This window comes from Acidovorax sp. 69, assembly GCF_002797445.1.
Lineage (GTDB): Bacteria > Pseudomonadota > Gammaproteobacteria > Burkholderiales > Burkholderiaceae_C > Acidovorax.
Genome location: NZ_PGEP01000001.1, coordinates 4313468 through 4331988 on the forward strand (window position 1 = coordinate 4313468; position 18521 = coordinate 4331988).

At 63.9% G+C, this 18521-nt stretch carries 13 protein-coding genes and 1 pseudogene; 8 read left to right on the plus strand and 6 right to left on the minus strand.

What is annotated here, in order from left to right; translation table 11 throughout:
• Window positions 1–5 precede the first annotated feature (5 nt).
• The 5 genes and pseudogenes from CLU85_RS19795 to CLU85_RS19815 all read left to right on the plus strand — a co-directional run bounded on the left by CLU85_RS19795 (window position 6) and on the right by CLU85_RS19815 (window position 6363).
• Window positions 6–845 carry an ABC transporter ATP-binding protein gene (locus CLU85_RS19795; protein WP_100412661.1) on the plus strand — a complete coding sequence of 280 codons (840 nt, stop codon included), beginning with the start codon at window positions 6–8 and terminating at the stop codon, window positions 843–845.
• The gene (locus tag CLU85_RS19800) at window positions 842–1651 is read left to right on the plus strand and encodes an ABC transporter ATP-binding protein (protein ID WP_100411772.1); all 810 of its coding nucleotides are present in this window, start codon (window positions 842–844) and stop codon (window positions 1649–1651) included. Before CLU85_RS19795 ends, CLU85_RS19800 begins: the two co-directional genes overlap by 4 nt.
• Before the next feature lie 188 nt (window positions 1652–1839).
• A pseudogene (locus CLU85_RS19805) lies at window positions 1840–3696 on the plus strand (long-chain fatty acid--CoA ligase).
• A 210-nt stretch (window positions 3697–3906) separates the two neighbouring features.
• Complete coding sequence (locus CLU85_RS19810; RefSeq protein ID WP_100411773.1) at window positions 3907–5073, plus strand: ABC transporter substrate-binding protein; 1167 nt, start codon at window positions 3907–3909, stop codon at window positions 5071–5073.
• 126 nt (window positions 5074–5199) lie between these two features.
• Window positions 5200–6363 carry an acyl-CoA dehydrogenase family protein gene (locus tag CLU85_RS19815; RefSeq protein WP_100411774.1) on the plus strand — a complete coding sequence of 388 codons (1164 nt, stop codon included), beginning with the start codon at window positions 5200–5202 and terminating at the stop codon, window positions 6361–6363.
• A 177-nt stretch (window positions 6364–6540) separates the two neighbouring features.
• On the opposite strand, the gene CLU85_RS19820 is transcribed toward CLU85_RS19815, so the two are convergent.
• Window positions 6541–6843: a hypothetical protein gene (locus tag CLU85_RS19820; RefSeq protein ID WP_232727875.1), complete on the minus strand. Its 303-nt coding sequence runs from the start codon at window positions 6841–6843 to the stop codon at window positions 6541–6543.
• A 230-nt stretch (window positions 6844–7073) separates the two neighbouring features.
• Here CLU85_RS19820 and CLU85_RS19825 point away from each other — a divergent pair, with 230 nt between their 5' ends.
• The 3 genes from CLU85_RS19825 (at window position 7074) to CLU85_RS19840 (ending at window position 12133) form a co-directional block, all read left to right on the plus strand.
• A complete protein-coding gene (locus CLU85_RS19825) occupies window positions 7074–8279 on the plus strand; it encodes an acetyl-CoA C-acetyltransferase (RefSeq protein WP_100411776.1) in 1206 nt (401 codons plus the stop codon).
• A 183-nt stretch (window positions 8280–8462) separates the two neighbouring features.
• Entirely contained in the window at window positions 8463–10634 is a 2172-nt protein-coding gene (locus tag CLU85_RS19830) for a 3-hydroxyacyl-CoA dehydrogenase NAD-binding domain-containing protein (protein WP_100411777.1), read from the plus strand.
• A gap of 482 nt (window positions 10635–11116) precedes the next feature.
• Window positions 11117–12133, plus strand: a complete 1017-nt coding sequence (locus CLU85_RS19840; protein WP_100411779.1) for a hypothetical protein — start codon at window positions 11117–11119, stop codon at window positions 12131–12133.
• Between the two features lie 114 nt (window positions 12134–12247).
• On the opposite strand, the gene CLU85_RS19845 is transcribed toward CLU85_RS19840, so the two are convergent.
• The 5 genes from CLU85_RS19845 to CLU85_RS19865 are packed head-to-tail and all read right to left on the minus strand — an operon-like array spanning window position 12248 to window position 18396.
• Window positions 12248–13168: a 3-keto-5-aminohexanoate cleavage protein gene (locus CLU85_RS19845; protein ID WP_100412662.1), complete on the minus strand. Its 921-nt coding sequence runs from the start codon at window positions 13166–13168 to the stop codon at window positions 12248–12250.
• An 18-nt stretch (window positions 13169–13186) separates the two neighbouring features.
• Window positions 13187–14359 (minus strand): acyl-CoA dehydrogenase family protein, encoded by a 1173-nt coding sequence (locus CLU85_RS19850; protein WP_100411780.1) that lies wholly within the window; start codon window positions 14357–14359, stop codon window positions 13187–13189.
• Window positions 14356–16410 (minus strand): biotin carboxylase N-terminal domain-containing protein, encoded by a 2055-nt coding sequence (locus CLU85_RS19855; protein WP_100411781.1) that lies wholly within the window; start codon window positions 16408–16410, stop codon window positions 14356–14358. The genes CLU85_RS19850 and CLU85_RS19855 overlap by 4 nt, the downstream gene beginning before the upstream one ends.
• Entirely contained in the window at window positions 16407–17216 is an 810-nt protein-coding gene (locus CLU85_RS19860) for an enoyl-CoA hydratase/isomerase family protein (protein WP_100411782.1), read from the minus strand. Before CLU85_RS19860 ends, CLU85_RS19855 begins: the two co-directional genes overlap by 4 nt.
• 1 nt (window position 17217) lies before the next feature.
• The gene (locus tag CLU85_RS19865) at window positions 17218–18396 is read right to left on the minus strand and encodes an acyl-CoA dehydrogenase family protein (protein ID WP_100411783.1); all 1179 of its coding nucleotides are present in this window, start codon (window positions 18394–18396) and stop codon (window positions 17218–17220) included.
• Window positions 18397–18521 lie beyond the last annotated feature (125 nt).

Sequence of the window (18521 nt, forward strand, 5' to 3'; positions counted from 1 at the left end):
CCACCATGAACAACGACGTGCTGCTCAGCGCCCAGAACCTCAGCGTGCGCTTTGGCGGCGTGCTGGCAGTCAACAACGTGAGCTTCGACGTGCGGCGCGGCGAGGTGTTCACCCTCATCGGCCCCAATGGCGCGGGCAAGACGACGGTGTTCAACCTCATCAGCCGCATCTACACACCCACCACCGGCTCCATTGCCTACGCAGGCCCTGGTGGCGCCCTGCTGCCACTCACTGACCAGCCGCCGCACAAGGTGGCGGGGCTGGGCATAGCACGCACCTTTCAGAACATTGAACTCTTCGAACACGCCAGCGTGCTGCACAACCTGCTGATCGGCCGCCACACGCGGCGCGAAACGGGCGTGTGGGCCGACATGTTCTTTACCCGCAAGGTGCGCGATGCCGAGGTTCATGCGCGCGAAAAGGCCGAGCAGATCATCGATTTTCTGGACCTGCAGCACTACCGCGACACCATGGTGGCCGGTCTGCCCTATGGCGTGCGCAAGGTGGTCGAGCTGGCCCGCGCGCTGTGCACTGAGCCTCAATTACTGCTGCTCGACGAGCCATCGTCGGGCTTGAACGTGGAGGAAACCGATGACATGGCGTTCTGGATCCAGGACATCCAGCACGAGCTGGGCATCACCGTGCTGATGGTGGAGCACGACATGTCACTGGTCTCCAAGGTGTCTGACCGTGTACTGGCCATGAACCAGGGCGAATTGGTGGCCATGGGAACGCCGCGCGAGGTGCAGGCGCACCCCGGTGTGATCGAGGCGTATCTGGGCACCATCGACGATGTGAGCAACCTGCGCCGGCCGCCCGGCACCTCTTTCGGAGCCCGACCATGAGCGCCGTGCTTGCTGCCACTCAGGCTGATCCTGCGGCCCAGCCCCTGCTGCGGCTGCAGAACGTCGAAAGCGCCTACGGCCCCATCAAGGCCATCCGGGGCGTGAGCCTGCAGGTGCGGCGTGGCGAGATTGCCGCCGTGCTGGGCAGCAACGGCGCGGGCAAGACCACCATCCTCAAAACCATCTCCGGCATCATCGACCCGCGCAAAGGCTCCATCGAGTTCGGGGGCGTCGACATCACCGCCAACGACCCGGCGGCCATCGTGCGCCGGGGTCTCATGCATGTGCCTGAGGGGCGCGAGGTGTTTGCGCTGCTGTCGGTGCGAGACAACCTGCTCATGGGCGCCTACACGCGCAGCGACGCCGACGCGGTGGCGCGCGACATGGAGACGGTGTACGGCTACTTTCCCATCCTGAAGGAGCGCGCCGCGCAGGATGCCGGCCTGCTCTCGGGCGGACAGCAGCAGATGCTGGCAATCTCGCGCGCGCTCATGGCCAACCCCGAACTGATCCTGCTCGACGAGCCCAGCCTGGGCCTGTCTCCCAAACTCACCAAGGAAATCTTCGAGATCGTGGTGCGCATCAACCGCGAGCGTGGCACCACCATCTTGCTGGTGGAGCAGAACGCCAACATGGCGCTCAACGCATCGGACTACGGCTATGTGCTGGAGAACGGCCGCATCGTGATGGAAGACAGCTGTGATCGCCTGCGCGAGAAGGACGACATCAAGGAGTTCTACCTCGGAATGAAGGATGTCGGCGTGCGTGGTGAGCGGCGCTGGAAAAAGAAAAAGACCTGGAGATGACATGAAGCACCCCCTGAGTCGCTTCGCGCCTTCCCCCTCTCTCGACTCGCTGCGCGAATCGGGACGCCCCCAGCGCACGCACGCAAAGCGCCGCCTGCGCGGCTTGGCGGCCCTTGCGCGGGGGCGCTGGCTTCGGCCTCGCCAATTTCATGCGCAGCCAACGTAGCAGAGCGAAGCGGATTACTGACATGTCGAATCTTTGGGACCTCTCTCACATCCAGCCCGCAGGCACCGACGTGCTCGCGGGCGGCACCGTTGCCGCGATGTTCTGGAACGCTGTGGCCAGCCGAGGCCCGCGCGTGTGGATGCGCCAGAAGGAGTTGGGCATCTGGAAGAGCTGGACCTGGGACCAGACCGCCGAGGCCGTGCGCGAGATCGCGGGCGGTCTGATGTCGCTGGGTTTTGCGCCGGGTGATTGCGCGTCTGTCTTGTCCAACACCAACATCGAATGAGTGCTGGCCGACCTGGCGGTGCTGAGCTGCGGCGGCGTGTCCAACGGCATTTACCCCACCGATGCGGCAGCGCAGGTGCACTACCTCAGCGAAGACTCCCGCACCACCGTGCTGTTTGTGGAAGACGACGAGCAGCTCGACAAGGCCCTGGAGGTACGCGATAGCCTGCCCCTGCTGCGCAAGATTGTGGTGTTTGACATGGAAGGCCTGCGCGGCCTGAGCGACCCCGGTGTGCTAAGCCTGCAGGCCCTGCGCGGGCTGGGCCGTGCCTGGAACCAGCAGCACCCTGACGAAATCCAGCACCGGGTGCAAGCGTGCAAGCCCGACGATGTGGCCATCCTCGTCTACACCTCGGGCACCACCGGCAAGCCCAAGGGTGCCATGCACACCCACGCTGCGCTCACGTACACCGTGCGGGGCTACAACACGCTCATATCACGCAGCGAAAACGACGAGACCATGTGTTTCCTACCGCTGTGCCACATTGCCGAGCGCATGGGGGGCGAATACTTTTCGCTCTACACCGGGGCCAAGCTCAACTTTGTAGAGAACCCCGACACTGTGCCCGAGAACGTGCGCGAGATCGCGCCCACCGTTTTCACCGCCGTGCCGCGTGTGTGGGAAAAGTTTTACTCCGGCGTGATGATTGCTCTGAAGGAATCCACGCGCATGCAGCAGGCTGCTTACGCCTGGTCGATTGGCGTAGGCACCCGCATTGCCGATTTGGTGCTGGCGGGCCAGCCGGTCGGCGGCGCACTCAAGCTGCAGTTCCAGCTGGCGCGCTGGCTGGCACTCAACAATGTGCGCAAACTCATCGGCATTCACCGTGCGCGTTTCCTTGTCACGGGCGCGGCACCTATATCGCCCGAGCTGGTGAAGTGGTACCTGGCGCTAGGGGTGCCCATGCTGGAGGTGTGGGGCATGACCGAGACCTGCGGCGCTGCCACCGGCGTGCCCGCCAGCCGCATCAAGCCTGGCTCCATCGGCCCGGCCGCCAGCTACAACGAGGTGCGCATCGACGCGGCCACGGGCGAGATCTTGGTGCGCGGCCCCAATGTGTTCAAGGGCTACCTCAACCTGCCAGAAAAGACGGCCGAAACGATTGACCCCGACGGCTGGCTGCACACTGGCGACGTGGGCCTGATCGATGCCGATGGCTACCTGCGCATCACCGACCGCATGAAGGACATCATCATCACGGCGGGCGGTAAAAACATCACGCCCAGCGAGCTGGAAAACGAACTCAAGTTCAGCCCGTATGTGACCGACGCCGTGGTCATTGGTGACAAGCTGCCCTACCTCACGGTGATCATCATGATCGACCAGGAGAACGTGGAGAAGTATGCGCAGGACAACGATGTGCCGTTCAGCAACTACGCCAGCCTGACCCGCACCCGCGAGGTCCAGGAGCTGATCCAGACAGAGCTGGATCGCGTGAATGCCAAGTTTGCCCGCGTGGAGCAGATCAAGAAGTTCTTCCTGCTCGACACCCAGCTCACCGCCGAAGACGAGGAGCTGACCCCCACCATGAAACTCAAACGCAAGCTGGTGCAGCAGAAATACGCGCCGCAAATCGAGGCCATGTACCAATAGCCCCTTGCTGCGGGCCTTCGACAAGCTCAGGCTGTACGGCTTGGGAATGGCCACGGGACCGTACGTCCAGCACGTTCGAGCTAAGCCCGCCGGCGCCAGGGCGCTCCGCCCGCCCAGAGCCCGCCCGAGATAGGGAAAGTGCTGGTGCCCCACCCCGGGCATCGTTCTATAACGAGCAACCAAGTTCGATCCAACCAAAGGAGACCTGCCATGAAACTTCATCACATTGCCGCGCTGGCCATCGTGGCCATGGCCGGGGGTGCTGCACAAGCGCAGCCCAGCCAGGGCGTGAGCAAAGACACCATCACGCTGGGGTCCATTCAGGATCTGTCGGGCCCCTTGGCGGGTTTTGGCAAGCAGGTGCGCTTGGGCATGATGCTGCGCGTGGACGAGGTGAACGAGCAAGGCGGCATCAACGGCCGCAAGCTTGACCTCAAGGTAGAAGACTCGGGCTACGACCCAAAGAAAGCCGTGCTGGCTGCGCAAAAACTGGTGAACCAGGACAAGATCTTCATGATGATCGCGCACATCGGCACGGCCCAAAACCTGGCCGCCATGCCCGTGCAGTTCAGCAAAAACGTGATCAATTTCTTCCCTGTGACGGCCGCGCGGGAAATGTACGAACCGTTCCACAAGCTCAAGTATTCGTTTGCCGCCACCTACTACGACCAGATCCGACTGGCATTGCCCAAGCTTGCCAAAGAAAAGAACGCCAAGAAGATTTGCACCATTTACCAAGACGATGAGTTTGGGCTGGAAGTAGAACGCGGCGGCGAGGCAGCGCTGAAGGCCATGGGCATGGAATACGCCGAAAAGACGTCGTTCAAGCGCGGCGCCACCGACTTTTCTTCTCAGGTCGCCAAGATGAAGGCGGCCGGGTGCGACTTCGTGGTGCTGGGCACCATCATCCGGGAGACCATCGGCACCATCGGTGAATCACGCAAGACGGGCTTCAACCCCACTTTCCTGGGCTCCAGCGCGGCGTACACCGACCTCATCCACAAACTGGGCGGCAAGCCCATGGACGGCCTGTACGCCACCATGACGGTGCAGCACCCCTACCTGGACGAAGCCAGCCAGCCCATCCGCTTCTGGGCCAACAAGTACAAGACCAAGTTCAACGAAGACCCCACCGTCTTCTCGGTCTACGGCTACAACGCCGTCGATGCGTTCATCAAGGCTGCACAAAAGGCAGGCCCTGGCCTCAGTACCGACAGCTTCATCAAGGCCATGGACACCATGGTGATCCCGCCCGACATGTTCGGCAGCGCCGAGGGCACCTTTGGCCCGCAGAAGCGCCTGGGCAGCGATCTTTCGCGCCTGTCGCAAATCACCGACGGCAAGTGGAAAGTGGTGTCTGACTACGTCAAGCCATGACTGCCTGACCGCCCCGCCCCAGCCGCCCTCGGGCGGCTTTTTGCATTTCGGGGGGTGCGTAAATGCCCGGTCAGTGGCAGAATTTAACCAAGCAGTAACTTTGTATAAATAGCCTGAGCCGCCACCATGATCGAACGCACCCTTTACCAGCCCGACCACCAGGCCTTTGCCGACAGCTTCCGCCGTTTCATCGACAAAGAAGTGACGCCCCACCACGCCGACTGGGAAGACCAGGGCTATGTGGCGCGCGAGGTGTGGAGCCAGGCGGGCGCCAATGGGTTTCTGTGCATGAGCCTGCCCGAGGAATACGGCGGCGCCGGGGCCGACAAGCTTTACTCAGTAGCACAGATGGAAGAACTGGCGCGCGCAGGCACCACCGGCATCGGCTTTGGCCTGCACAGCGAGATCGTGGCGCCGTACATCCTGCACTACGGCACCGAAGAGCAAAAGCAAAAATACCTGCCACAGATGGCCAGCGGCGCGGTGGTGGGCGCCATTGCCATGAGCGAGCCCGCTGCGGGCAGTGATCTGCAGGGCATCAAGACCACGGCCACCAAGAGCGCCGATGGATCGCACTACGTGCTGAACGGCAGCAAGACCTTCATCACCAACGGCTGGCATGCCGACCTCGTGATCGTGGTGGCCAAGACCGACCCGGCGGCCGGGGCCAAGGGCACCAGCCTCTTCCTGGTGGAGCGCGGCATGCCCGGCTTTGAAAAAGGCCAGCGGCTCAAAAAGATGGGCATGAAGGCGCAAGACACGTCCGAGCTGTTCTTCAACGACGTGAAGGTGCCCGCCGCCAACCTGCTGGGCGGCCCCGCCATGGAAGGGCGCGGCTTCATCTGCCTGATGGAGCAGTTGCCCTGGGAGCGCCTGCAGATCGCCATCACCGCCGTGGCCGCCGCACAAGCCGCCATCGACTGGACGGTGGACTACGTCAAAGAGCGCAAGGTCTTCGGGCAAAGCGTGGCGTCGTTCCAGAACACCCGCCACACCCTGGCCGAGCTTCAGACCCAGGTGCAGGTGGCGCGCGTGTTCGTGGACAAGTGCTGCGAGCTGATCACACGCGACCAGCTCGACACCCAGACCGCCAGCATGGCCAAGTACTGGACCACCGACCTGCAGTGCAAGGTGATGGACGAATGCGTACAGCTGTTTGGCGGATACGGCTACATGTGGGAGTACCCCATTACCCGTGCTTACGCCGATGCGCGCGTGCAGCGCATTTACGGCGGCACCAATGAGATCATGAAAGAAGTGATTGCGCGGGCCATGGGCCTGGGCAAATAGCGCCGCAAACAACGTGACCGTTAGCCCAACGAACAGCGCTTTCTACGGAGTAGCGCTGAACCCCTCACTACCGTTCTGGCGGAGCTTGTCGAAGCCCCGCGCGGCGTTTCGACAAGCTCGGCGTGATCGGCCTTTTAGCTTTGACGGCACATGGGCGTCAGTAGGTCACAACCACCATCACAAATACCAGGCGGCGCGGGCTTCTTCGGGGCTGAGCGGCGCGCCGGGGCGGCGGTCGGTGACATTCATCCAGGCGCGCACACCCTGGCTGCCACTCAGGGCGCGCATCAACAGCAAGCCCGCGCCAATGCCGCGTATGGCCGCTGAACTGCGGCTGGGCGCCATGAAGGCCGCCACCGCCAGCGCGCTGGATGCGGCCAGCACCACATGGTGCTCCAGCGCAAACCCTTCGCGCGTGTCGTCGTACTCGATGGCGCTGCGGGCCACGCGCTGCAAAGCAGGAGAAGTATTTCGTTTCATAGCCATAAATCTAGAGAGCAACGGCAGAAAGATAGTGCAAAAACGATGTGAGCCACGTCAGAGAGCATGCTGTTGTGCCGCCAACTGGGCACCGCGCGCTATCGATGTGCCAAAGGCTTGTTCTAAAGCATCTGCCCATTGCCCCGCAACTTTCATGGCATCACCGAGCAAGCCCGCGGCACGCACTTGCTCAGCGTTGCCTTCGTTTTGAAGACCACCGGAGACCATTCATGACCGAAGCCTATGTATTCGACGCGCTGCGCACCCCGCGCGGCAAGGGCAAGAAGGACGGCACCCTACACGAGGTCAAGCCCATTGACCTGCTCGCGGGCCTGCTCACCGAGCTGCAGGCGCGCCACCGCTTTGACACCGCCGCGGTGGACGACGTGGTCATGGGCATCGTCTCGCCCGTGGGCGAGCAGGGCTCCGTCTTGCCCAAAGTGGCGGCGCTCAAGGCCGGGTGGGATTTTCGCTGTGCGGGTGTGCAGGTCAACCGCTTCTGCGCCTCAGGCCTGGAGGCCGTCAACCTGGCCGCACAAAAGGTGCGCAGCGGCTGGGAAGACCTGGTGGTGGCCGGCGGCGTAGAGAGCATGAGCCGCGTGCCCATCGGCTCCGACGGCGGCGCCTGGGCGCAAGACCCTGCCACCAACTCCGCCACGCTGTTCGTGCCCCAGGGCATCGGCGCCGACCTGATCGCCACGCTGGACGGCTACACCCGCGCCGACGTGGACGCCTTCGCACTCGAATCCCAGCGCCGCGCCACCGCAGCGCGCGCAGCGGGCTATTTCAAGAACTCCGTCGTGCCCGTGCGCGATTTCATCGGCCAGACCATCCTGGAAGAAGACGAGTTCATCAAGCCCAAGACAACCCTCGAAGGCCTGGGTGCGCTCAAGGCATCGTTCGAACAATTGGGCGGCATGGGCTTTGACGCCGTGGCGCTGCAACGCTACCCGCAGGTGGAGCGCATTCACCACGTGCACCACGCGGGCAACTCGTCGGGCATTGTGGACGGCGCCGCCGCCGTGCTCATCGGCAACGAGGCCGCCGCCAAGGCCCACGGCCTCACGCCGCGCGCACGCATCGTGGCCACCGCGCTCAGCGGTGCCGACCCCACCATCATGTTGACCGGCCCCGTGCCCGCCGCCAAGAAGGCGCTGGCCCGCGCGGGCATGACCATCGACCAGATCGACCTGTTCGAAGTGAACGAGGCCTTCGCGGCCGTGCCCATGCGCTTCATGCGCGAGCTGGGCGTGCCGCACGACAAGGTCAACGTGAACGGCGGCGCCATCGCCATGGGCCACCCGCTGGGCGCCACGGGCGCCATGATCCTCGGCACCCTGATTGACGAGCTGCACCGCAGGGGCCAGCGCTATGGCCTGGCGACTCTGTGCGTGGGCGGCGGCATGGGCATCGCAACCATCGTTGAACGCGTATGAGGAACAACCCCCTGAGCGGCTGCGCCGCTTCCCCCTTCTCTCATCGCTGCGCGATGGGAAGGGGGACGACGCCACTGGCCTGGCAAAGCCAGTTCCACGGCGTCCGCTGGCCTCGGCCACGCTTCATCTAAGGCCGCGCCCCATAACTGCGCTATGTCGCATTACAGATTCGGAGACATCAGCATGCACACCATCCGCTACGAACTCATCCCCGCCCAGGGCACCGAAGGCCAGGTCGCCGTCATCACGTTTGACGAAACCAATTCCCCCGTCAACACCATGTGCCGCCAATGGCAGCAAGAGCTGGGCGAGGTCACGGCCCAGGTGCTGGGTGACCGCGAACGCCTGGGCGCTGCGCTCAAGGGCATCGTGCTCGCATCCGCCAAGACCAGTTTCTTTGCGGGCGCGGACCTCAAGGCCACCATGCGCCTGACGCCGGCCGACGCACCTGCCGTGTTTGGCGAAATCGAGCGCATGAAGAAGCAATTTCGCACGCTCGAAACCCTGGGCATCCCCGTGGTGGCCTGCCTCAATGGCGCCGCGCTGGGCGGCGGGTGGGAGGTGGCGCTGATCGCCCACTACCGCATCGCAGTGGCCGACCCCAAGATCCAGTTCGGCCTGCCCGAGGTGACGCTGGGCCTGATGCCGGGCGCCACCGGCGTGACCAAGATGACGCGGCTGCTGGGCCTGATGGGTGCGCAGCCCTACATCCTGGAAGGCAAGCTCTTCAACCCCGCCGAGGCGCTGGAGCTGCAACTGGTGCACGAACTGGTTGCCACGCGCGATCAGCTGCTGCCCGCAGCCCTGGCCCACATCGCCACCCATCCGCACGCGGTGCAGCCGTGGGACGACAAGAACTACAAGATGCCCGGCGGCACGCCCGCCAACCCCAAGATCGCTGACGCCCTCACCGTCGCGCCCGCCATGCTCAAGAAGACCACGCGTGGCCGCTACCCCGCGCCCGAGGCGGCGCTGGCCGCCATGGCCGAAGGCGCCATGGTGGACTACGACACCGCCCTGCGCATCGAAAGCCGCTACCTCGCCCGCCTGATGACCGGCCCCGTGGCGCGCAACATGATCAACACGTTCTTCTTCGACATGAACGCGATCAAGAGCGGCAAGTCGCGCCCTGGCACCACGCCACGCTACAAGCCGCAAAAGGTCGGCATCCTGGGCGCCGGCATGATGGGCGCAGGCATCGCCTGGGCCCAGGCCAGCAAAGGCATCGCCACCATGCTCAAGGATGTGAGCGCCGAGAAGGCCGAGGCGGGCAAGGCCTACAGCGCCAAGCTCACGCAGGCCCGATTGGACAAGGGCCGCATGACGGCCGAGGCGCAGCAGGCGCTGCTGGCGCGCATCACGCCCACCGCCAGCGCGGCCGACCTGGCGGGCTGCGACCTCATCATCGAAGCCGTGTTCGAAAGCCGTGACCTCAAGGCCAAAGTCACGCAAGAGGCCGAGCCGCAGTTGGGGCCCGGCGGCTTCTTTGCCAGCAACACCTCCACCCTGCCCATCAGCGGCCTGGCCACGGCCAGCAGCCGGCCCGAGAAGTTCGTCGGCATCCACTTCTTCAGCCCCGTGGACAAGATGAAGCTGGTGGAGATCATTCGCGGCAAACAGACCGACGACGAGACCGTGGCCCGCGCGTTCGACTACGTGCAGGCCCTGGGCAAGGTGCCCATCGTGGTCAACGACTCCCGCGGCTTCTACACCAGCCGCACCTTCGGCACCTTTGTGATGGAAGGCGCCGCCATGCTGGGCGAAGGCATCCCCGCCGCCGCGATTGAAAACGCCGCCATGCAGGCCGGCCTGCCCGTGGGCCCGCTGGCCGTGCTGGACGAAACTGCGCTGACGTTAAGCGTGCACGTGCTGGACCAGACCCACGCCGACTACGCGGCCGAAGGCAAAACCTACACCGCCACGCCCGGCGAGCTGCTGGTGGAGCGCATGGTCAAAGAGTTGAAGCGCCCAGGCCGCGCTGGCGGCGGCGGCTTTTACGACTACCCCGCTGGCGCCAAGAAGCACCTTTGGCCGGAGCTGAAACCTCTGTTCGAAAAGCCCGGCGTGGAATGGAGCGTGCAGGAGATTCAGGACCGCCTGCTCTACCGCCAAGCCATCGAAACCGCGCGCTGTCTGGCCGAGGGGGTACTGACCAGCGTGCATGACGCGAACATCGGGTCGATTTTTGGGATCGGGTTTCCGGCTTGGACGGGGGGGGCGATGCAGCTTATCTATGGAACGGGCGTAGAGGCGTTCTTAAAGCGGGCGGATGAACTGGCGGCAAAGTACAACTCGGGGTTCATGATCGACTCAAGGGCACGGGAAGCAATACGCACACACAAACCATCTTTCTAAACATATGCCCCGGCTCGTCACACCGGGGCAAAGCGATTGGCAGTTTTCAGTTTGACCCTCGCTTGCCCGATGGTCAAACTAGCAAAAGCATGGATGCTCCATGCACTGCTCTGAGCAATGGCCCATGGCACGGTCATGCCGCTTATGGCGAGCAGAACCTTTAAAACTCCCAATAGGAGGGCAGAAGATGCCTCGCTTCATCATCAACAATAAGCCGCAGGCGAATGGAGACCACGAAATCCACAATGCAACAACCGGTTGTACATACATGCCAGCGCAAGCGAATCAGATCGACCTAGGAACCCATGCAACCTGTCAAAGCGCGGTTCTGGACGCGAAAGGGCGTTGGCCGAACGACAGAGTTAACGGTTGCTATTTCTGCTGTAACCAATGTCATACCAGCTAGGAAAATCCATGCGAGCTTGTGTGAAGGCTCAAGCGTTCGCTTAGCTTTACAACAAAGAAGATGAATGGAGGAGTAGATGGCGACTGAAGCGGCACTCAGTGAATGTCAAAAATCTCTAGAGCGAATTCAAACGTTCGATCCGGAAACGCTTGGTCGTGTGGATGACTTGGGCAGACAGATGAATTTTGCGGAGGCAGTGCCTCCCGCTGAATCGATCATTGCGCTGTACAAGCGAATTCCGGTAAGCACCCTGCCAGACTTCACAGATGGACAACTAGGAGTCATTCAGTCCAACGCCAATTCAGACTACAACCTATTCAGCCAAATTCTGGAGTTCAGCGCAGCATCAAGCAACTCTGCCAGTACGCGCACCAACATCCTGGCGACTATCAAAGGGCGACGCGACCAGATATTCGATCAACTTTGGCAGTACGTTGCCTACAGCGTTGCGCGAATCACAGACACAAGTCTGCTGGAAACTCAAGCACGAGCCACAATTCAAGGGATAGAAGACCAGGCAGCAAAGCTCACCGGTCAATTGGCAGATGCCAAGAAAGACGCGGACGCAGCCCTTTCGGCAATCCGGGCTGTCGCATCTGAGCAAGGGGTTTCACAGCAGGCGATCTATTTCAAAGATGAAGCGCAGTCCCAGGAAAATTTGGCTAGAGAGTGGCTAACTTTTACGTACCGTTTTGCAGCAGCTCTGGGTGCCTTCGCTATCTTGAGTTTGTTTTTACACAAGTTTGAATGGATTAAGCCCACCAGCAATGCCGAAGTCCTTCAACTGATTACGAGCAAGATTCTTATCTTCTCGGTCATAGGCTACTTGCTACTAATGGCAGCGCGAAACTATGCGACCCACAAGCACAACGCTGTTGTGAATCGCCATCGGCAAAATGCGCTCCTAACTTACAGAGCGCTCGTAACGGCTGCTGAGAGTACGGGGACACAAGACATCGTTTTAGCCCACGCGGCGTCCTGCATCTTCTCTCCGCAAGAAACGGGTTTCGCACAAGGAAAAGGCGAAACGAGTCCCGGATCAAAGTCGGTACTTGAATTGCTAACTAAAGGTCCATCGAAATCGACCGAATAGCTGAATAGTCCGATATGTCGAGTACACCGTTCGACCAATTCGACCTACGGCGCCACGGTCGCCATCGCGTCACTGCCAATTGATCAGATGGCGATCAATGTGCGGGGACAAAAACTAGGTGGATGAGTTCGCCAGCCCTTTTGGCATGCCCGCGGCCTTCAAACCCAACATCCCCCGCGCCTCCAGCGGCGACGCCACCTCTCGCCCCGCATTCCTTGCATACCGCGCCAGCTGCTCAATCAACGGCCCGTTCGAATCCGCCTTGGTCCCATCCGGCAGATAGAACGTGTCTTCCAGACCGCTGCGCAAATGCCCGCCCAGCTCGGCCACGCGCTGGTGCACGGGCCAGATCTCGCTGCGGCCGATGACGGTGGCTTGCCATGGCGCGTCGTTGATCTTGAGCTTGAGCAGGATGGGCAGCAGGTCCGGGTCGGCAGGCATGCCGGACTCGACGCCCATCACAAAGTTGTATTCGGGCAGGCCCTGGGTGTACATGCCGGTCTGCACATACATCTCCACACAGCGCACGATGCCCACGTCAAAGCATTCGAACTCGGGCAGCGTGCCGGTCTCCAGCATCACGTCGATGAAGTCCTTGACCTTGGCGGGCTGGTTGTCGAACAGCATGGGCGGCCAGGCCCAGGTGCCGTTGCTGCGCACCTTCAGGTAGTTGAGCGAGCCAGCGTTGCACGCCGCCATCTCTGGGCGGGTGGCGCGCAGGCAGTCGAGCGGGCCCTGGTAATTGGGGCCGACCACGCCGGTGGTCTGGTTGATGATCAAACCCGGGCAGGCCTCGCGCATGGCTTGCACGCAGTCGCGCGCCACCTGCGGGTCCCAGCTGGGCAGGTGGCCCTTGCCGGGCTCCTGGTTGCGAAAGTGCACGTGGACAACGGCGGCGCCTGCGTCGCAGGCGCGGCGGGCTTCACTCGCCAGTTGCTCAGGTGTGACGGGCACGTGGTGCTGGCCGGGGTCCGTCAGCACGCCGGTGATGGCGCAGGTGATGATGGCTTTGTTGCCATGGTCGGTGCTGTGCATGGTGTGTGTCTCCTTCATTCAAATCCCCAACTGACGTGCAGCCAGGTCCTTCATGATTTCTTCCGCACCGCCGCCGATCATCATGACCTTGACCTCGCGGTAGATGCGCTCGCTGACGGTGCCGCGCATGAAGCCCATGCCACCCAGGATCTGCACGGCCTGGTCGGCGCAGAACTGCATGGTTTGGGTGGCGTGGTTCTTGAGCAGGCACACCTGCGCCACCCACTCCGGGCCAGTGCGGCCCGCGTCGGCCTGCGCGGCCACGGACTCGCACCACGCGGCGGTGGACTGGATGCGCATCTGCATGTCCACCAGTTTGTGGCGGATGACCTGGTGCTCCACCAGCGCGGCGCCAAAGGTCTTGCGCTGGCGGGCCCAGGCCAGGGCCTCGTCGTAGCAGGCCTCGGCAAAGCCCAGGGCTGATACGGCCAGGCCAAAGCGCTCGCCATTGAAGTTGGCCATGATGATGCGAAAGCCCGCACCCTCCTCGCCCAGCAGGTAGCGGGCGGGCACGCGCACGTTGTCAAACCGCAGGTGGGCGGTGTCGGAGCAGAGCCAGCCCATCTTGTCGAGCTTGCTGCGCGACAGGCCTGGGCTGTGGCCGGGGATGAGCAGCATGGAGATGCCTGCGCTGACTTTGCTTCCGGCCTCCCCGGTCCTCACAGCCACCGTGATCCAGTCCGCGCGCATGCCGGAGGTGATGAACACCTTTTCGCCGTTGACGATGTACTCATCGCCCTCGCGCCGCGCGGTGGTCTTGAGTTGGGCCACATCGGACCCGCCACCGGGCTCGGTGATGGCCAGCGCAGCAATCTGCTCGCCCGCCAACACGGGCGGGATGACCTCAGCACGCACAGCATCGCTGCCATGCGCCAGCACGGGCGGCAAGCCGATGTTGTGCGAGAGCAGGCTGGCCAGCACGCCGCCGCTGGCACCGTGGCGACTGAGCGCGCGCCACAGCGGCAGGCGCAGCAGGTAGCTGGCAGGCGTGCCGCCGTACGACTCGGGGTAGCCCAGGCCCAGCAGGCCCAGGTCGGCCGCACGGCGGTACAGGCTGCGAGGGAATTCACCGGCGGCGTCCCAGGCATCGACATGCGGGGCGATCTCGGTGCGGGCGAAGCGGGTGACGGTGTCGGTGAGCGCGGTGCGGTCTTCGTCGCTCACAGAGGTCACATCGGATGAGGATGTCATGCGGGCGCTCCTTGCGTGGCGGGTGCAAAGCGGGCCAGCACCTGGCCAGGCGCCACCTGCTGGCCGGGCGCCACCAGCAGCTCGGCCACAGTGGCGGCGACGGGGCAGGCCAGGCTGTGTTCGAGCTTCATCGATTCGATGACCACCACCGTATCGCCCGCCGCCAGTGTCTGGCCTGGGGCCACGGGCAATGAAACCACTTTGCCGTTGAAGGGCGCGCGCAATTCCGTGGCACCGCCCGCTGCACCCGCGCGCGCAGCGGGCTCCCACGATGCGTCTTCCACCCAGCCATCCACACCACCGGTTTGCCAGTGCCAGCGCAATGGGCCCACGGGCACACAGCGCACACCGCGTTGGAGCAGTTGCAGCGTGGTGCTTGCGGGCTCGGCACCCGCCTGCTCGACCTGCAGCCGCCCGCCGCCCAGCTCGCGCACGGCCACGGCATGTACCTGGCCCTGGTGGCGCAAGCGCAACGGCCGGGCCAGCGCGCAAGGCAGGCTGGGCGATGGATTTGAAGCAAAAATGGCCTCTAGTGCAGATGGAATAAGCACCAGTAGCTCTTTTTCTAATAGCAACTGCAGCAAGCCCGCTGCATGCTCCGCCAAGAAGGGCACCAGCGCCTGCCCGCTGGCAAACACCGGGTGCAATAAGCACTCCGCCAGAAACGCGCGGTTGGTGGGCAGGCCCAGCACGCGAGTGTTGTGCAGGGCGCGCACCAGGGTCGCAATGGCCTCGGCCCGCGTGGGCGCATGCACGATGAGCTTGCCCAGCATGGCGTCGTAGTGGGGGGTGACTTCGGCGCCCTCTTCCAGCGCGTGGTCAAAACGCAGCGCACCGATGGCAGCCCGTTCAAACGCCGTGGCAGGCGGCGTGTTGAAGTGCAACACACGGCCGGTGTGCGGCCGAAAGTGCGCGTCTTCGGCACACAGGCGCACTTCGATGGCGTGGCCCTTCATCACCACCTGCGATTGCGTGAGGGGCAGTGGCTCGCCCCGTGCCACGCGGATCTGCCATTCGACCAGGTCCAGGCCGGTGAGTGCTTCGGTCACCGGGTGCTCCACCTGCAGGCGGGTATTCATCTCCATCAAGAAGAATTGCGCCCCCACGCTCCCCGCTACGCGTGGTTCGCTGCCCCCAACCGGGGTAGGGGCCCCGGCTTTGCCGGGCCGGGGGTCCTTCGCGACTTGGGGCGGCCCGGCGTCGCTCAACCCCCCACCATCCAGCAAAAACTCCACCGTGCCCGCGCCCACATAGCCAGCCGCCTGTGCCAGCGCTACGGCATAGGCACCCATGCGTTCGCGCAGCGCGGCGTCCACGGCGGGGCTGGGGGATTCTTCGATGAGCTTCTGGTGGCGGCGCTGCACCGAGCAATCGCGCTCGCCCAGGTGGATGCAGGCACCGTGGGCGTCGGCAAAAATTTGTACCTCTACATGGCGGGGCTGCAGCAGCGCGCGTTCGATGAGCAGGTCGCCACAGCTGAATCCCGCCAGCGCTTCAGACCGTGCGCTGGCCAGTGCGGCGGGCAGTTGCGCCGCATCGGTGACGAGCCGCATGCCACGCCCGCCGCCGCCCGCCACGGCCTTGACCATGGCGGGGTAGCCAATGCGCGCGGCCTCTTGCGCAAAGCGCTCGTCGCTTTGGTCGTCACCCGCGTAGCCAGGCAAGCAGGGCACGCCGTGCGCTGCTGCCAGCGCCTTGGCGCCCGCCTTGCTGCCCAGCGCGCGGATGGCGGCGGGCGGCGGGCCGATCCACATCAGGCCCGCATCGACCACGGCCTGGGCAAAGTCGGCGTTCTCGCTGAGGAAGCCATAGCCAGGGTGCACGGCATCTGCGCCCGTGGCACGGGCTGCGGCCAGGAGCTTGTCGGTGCGCAAGTAGGTGTCGACGCTGGCGGCGCCGCCCAGGGCCACGGACTGGGTGGCCTCGCGCACATGCAGGGCGTTGGCATCGGGTTCGGAGTAAACCGCGACCGTTTCGATGCCCATGCGGTGGGCGGTGTGGATGATGCGGCGGGCGATTTCGCCGCGATTGGCGATCAGTATCTTCTTCATGACTTAACGCTCCAAGGCGGCGCCTTGCGTGCAGCAAACGCCGCCAGCCCCAGCGGCGCCTCCATCCCGCGCAGCGCCTGCGCAAAGGCCATGGCCGCGTCGTCGAGCAACGCAGGCAACGGCGTATCAGGCTGCGCCAGCAACAAACGTTTGGTAGCAGCCACGGCTTGCGGTGCGGCGGCGGCGTGGCGCGCGATGGCTGCCTGCACAGCGGCATCCATGTCGCCCGGCACCACCTCATCGACCAAGCCAAAGCGCTCGGCGGAAAATGGGTCCCATCGCTCACCCGTCAGCAAACAACGGCGCGCAGCCGCAGGGCCGAGGCGACGCACAACAAACGGCGCAATCTGCGCGGGCACGATGCCCAGCGTGACCTCGGGCGTGGCGAACTGCGCGCTGGTATAGGCCAACACCCGATCAGCGCAACACACCAGGCCAAAGCCACCGCCCATGGCCGCGCCCTCTGCCGCCACGATGAGCCACTGCGGCAGCGCACACAGGGCCTGCAGCAGCTCGCCAAAGCGGCGATTCAGGGGCACGAGCGGGTCGGCCTCGCCCGCAGCCAAGGGTTGGCCGATGGTCTTGGCGAAGCCGCCCAGGCTGCCGCCGGCGCAGAAATTCCCGCCCGCGCCGCGCAGCACCACGCCGCGCAGGTCGGTGTCGGCCGTAGCCCGTTCGCACGCGGCTATTAAACCGTCAACCATCGCCTCGGACAGCGCATTGCGGCTGGCCGGGTCGTTGAGCGTCCAGGTTTCTACACAGCCGCTGGCCAGCGGAGCGCGGTTGATCAACAGCGAATTGGCCATGTCAGTGCGCGGGCCGCTTGGCGATGCCCATGAGCTTGGCGAGGATGCCCAGCATCACCTCGTCGGCCCCACCGCCGATGGACGCCAGTCGCCCGTCGCGGTACATGCGCGAGACCTTGTTCTCCAGCGTGTAGCCCATGCCGCCCCAGAACTGCAGGCACATGTCGGGCACCTCGCGGTTCAGGCGGCCAGCCTTGAGCTTGGCCATGCTGGCCAGCTCCATCACGTCCTGCCCGTTCACGTACAGGTCGCAGGCGCGGTAGGTGAGTGCGCGCAGCGCTTCCACCTCGGTCTTGAGTTCGGCCAGCTTGAACTGCACCCACTGCTGGTCGGCCAGCGTGGCGCCAAACAACTTGCGCTCCTGCGCGTAGTCAATCGTCCACTGGATGCAGTGGTTCAGCGACTCCAGCGTGCTGGCGGCGCACCACAGGCGCTCTTCCTGGAACTGCTGCATCTGGTAGATGAAACCCTGCCCTTCGGCACCGATGCGGTTGCGCTGCGGCACGCGCACCTCGTCAAAGTAGATCAGGCCCGTGTCGCTGCTGTGCATGCCGATCTTGCGGATCTTCTGCGCCACCTCGACGCCCTTGGTGAGCTTGCCGCCGGGGCCGTCGCGCATGGGCACCATCACCAGGCTCTTGTTCTTGTGCACGGGTCCTTCGCCCGTGTTGACCAGCATGCACATCCAGTCGGCCTGCAGGCTGTTGGTGATCCACATCTTCTGGCCGGTGATCACGTAATCATCGCCATCCTTGCGCGCCACGCTCTTGATGCCCGACACATCGCTGCCCGCCGCAGGCTCGCTCACGCCGATGCAGCCGACCATGTCGCCCGCAATCGCAGGGGCTAGAAAGTCGCGCTTGAGCTCTTCGCTGCCGTAGCGCGCCAGCGCCGGGGTGCACATGTCGGTCTGCACGCCAATGGCCATGGGCACGCCGCCGCAGTGGATGTGCCCCAGCGTCTCGGCCATGGCCAGGCTGTACGAATAGTCCAGCCCCTGCCCGCCGTATTCCTCGGGCTTGCACAGGCCCAGCAGGCCCAGGTTGCCCATCTTCTTGAAGACCTCGTGCGCGGGGAAGATCTCGGCCGCCTCCCACTCGTCCACATGCGGGTTGATCTCTTCGTCGATGAAGCGCTTGAGGGTCTTCTGGATCTCGCGGTGCTCGTGCGTGAAGTGCATGGTGCTTGTCTCCGTGATGGTTGGTGCCACATTTCCTGATTTCACATCACCGTTCGGGCTGAGCTTGTCGAAGCCTTGCGCAGCGCTTCGACGAGCTCAGCGTGAACGGTTGGTGGCGTGTTTGA

Excerpts from the sequence above, each read along its gene's own strand:
- CLU85_RS19795 (WP_100412661.1), top strand. The coding sequence starts at position 6 with ATGAACAACGACGTGCTGCTCAGCGCCCAGAACCTCAGCGTGCGCTTT.
- CLU85_RS19800 (WP_100411772.1), top strand. The coding sequence starts at position 842 with ATGAGCGCCGTGCTTGCTGCCACTCAGGCTGATCCTGCGGCCCAGCCC.
- CLU85_RS19810 (WP_100411773.1), top strand. The coding sequence starts at position 3,907 with ATGAAACTTCATCACATTGCCGCGCTGGCCATCGTGGCCATGGCCGGG.
- CLU85_RS19815 (WP_100411774.1), top strand. The coding sequence starts at position 5,200 with ATGATCGAACGCACCCTTTACCAGCCCGACCACCAGGCCTTTGCCGAC.
- CLU85_RS19820 (WP_232727875.1), bottom strand. The coding sequence starts at position 6,843 with ATGAAACGAAATACTTCTCCTGCTTTGCAGCGCGTGGCCCGCAGCGCC.
- CLU85_RS19825 (WP_100411776.1), top strand. The coding sequence starts at position 7,074 with ATGACCGAAGCCTATGTATTCGACGCGCTGCGCACCCCGCGCGGCAAG.
- CLU85_RS19830 (WP_100411777.1), top strand. The coding sequence starts at position 8,463 with ATGCACACCATCCGCTACGAACTCATCCCCGCCCAGGGCACCGAAGGC.
- CLU85_RS19840 (WP_100411779.1), top strand. The coding sequence starts at position 11,117 with ATGGCGACTGAAGCGGCACTCAGTGAATGTCAAAAATCTCTAGAGCGA.
- CLU85_RS19845 (WP_100412662.1), bottom strand. The coding sequence starts at position 13,168 with ATGCACAGCACCGACCATGGCAACAAAGCCATCATCACCTGCGCCATC.
- CLU85_RS19850 (WP_100411780.1), bottom strand. The coding sequence starts at position 14,359 with ATGACATCCTCATCCGATGTGACCTCTGTGAGCGACGAAGACCGCACC.
- CLU85_RS19855 (WP_100411781.1), bottom strand. The coding sequence starts at position 16,410 with ATGAAGAAGATACTGATCGCCAATCGCGGCGAAATCGCCCGCCGCATC.
- CLU85_RS19860 (WP_100411782.1), bottom strand. The coding sequence starts at position 17,216 with ATGGCCAATTCGCTGTTGATCAACCGCGCTCCGCTGGCCAGCGGCTGT.
- CLU85_RS19865 (WP_100411783.1), bottom strand. The coding sequence starts at position 18,396 with ATGCACTTCACGCACGAGCACCGCGAGATCCAGAAGACCCTCAAGCGC.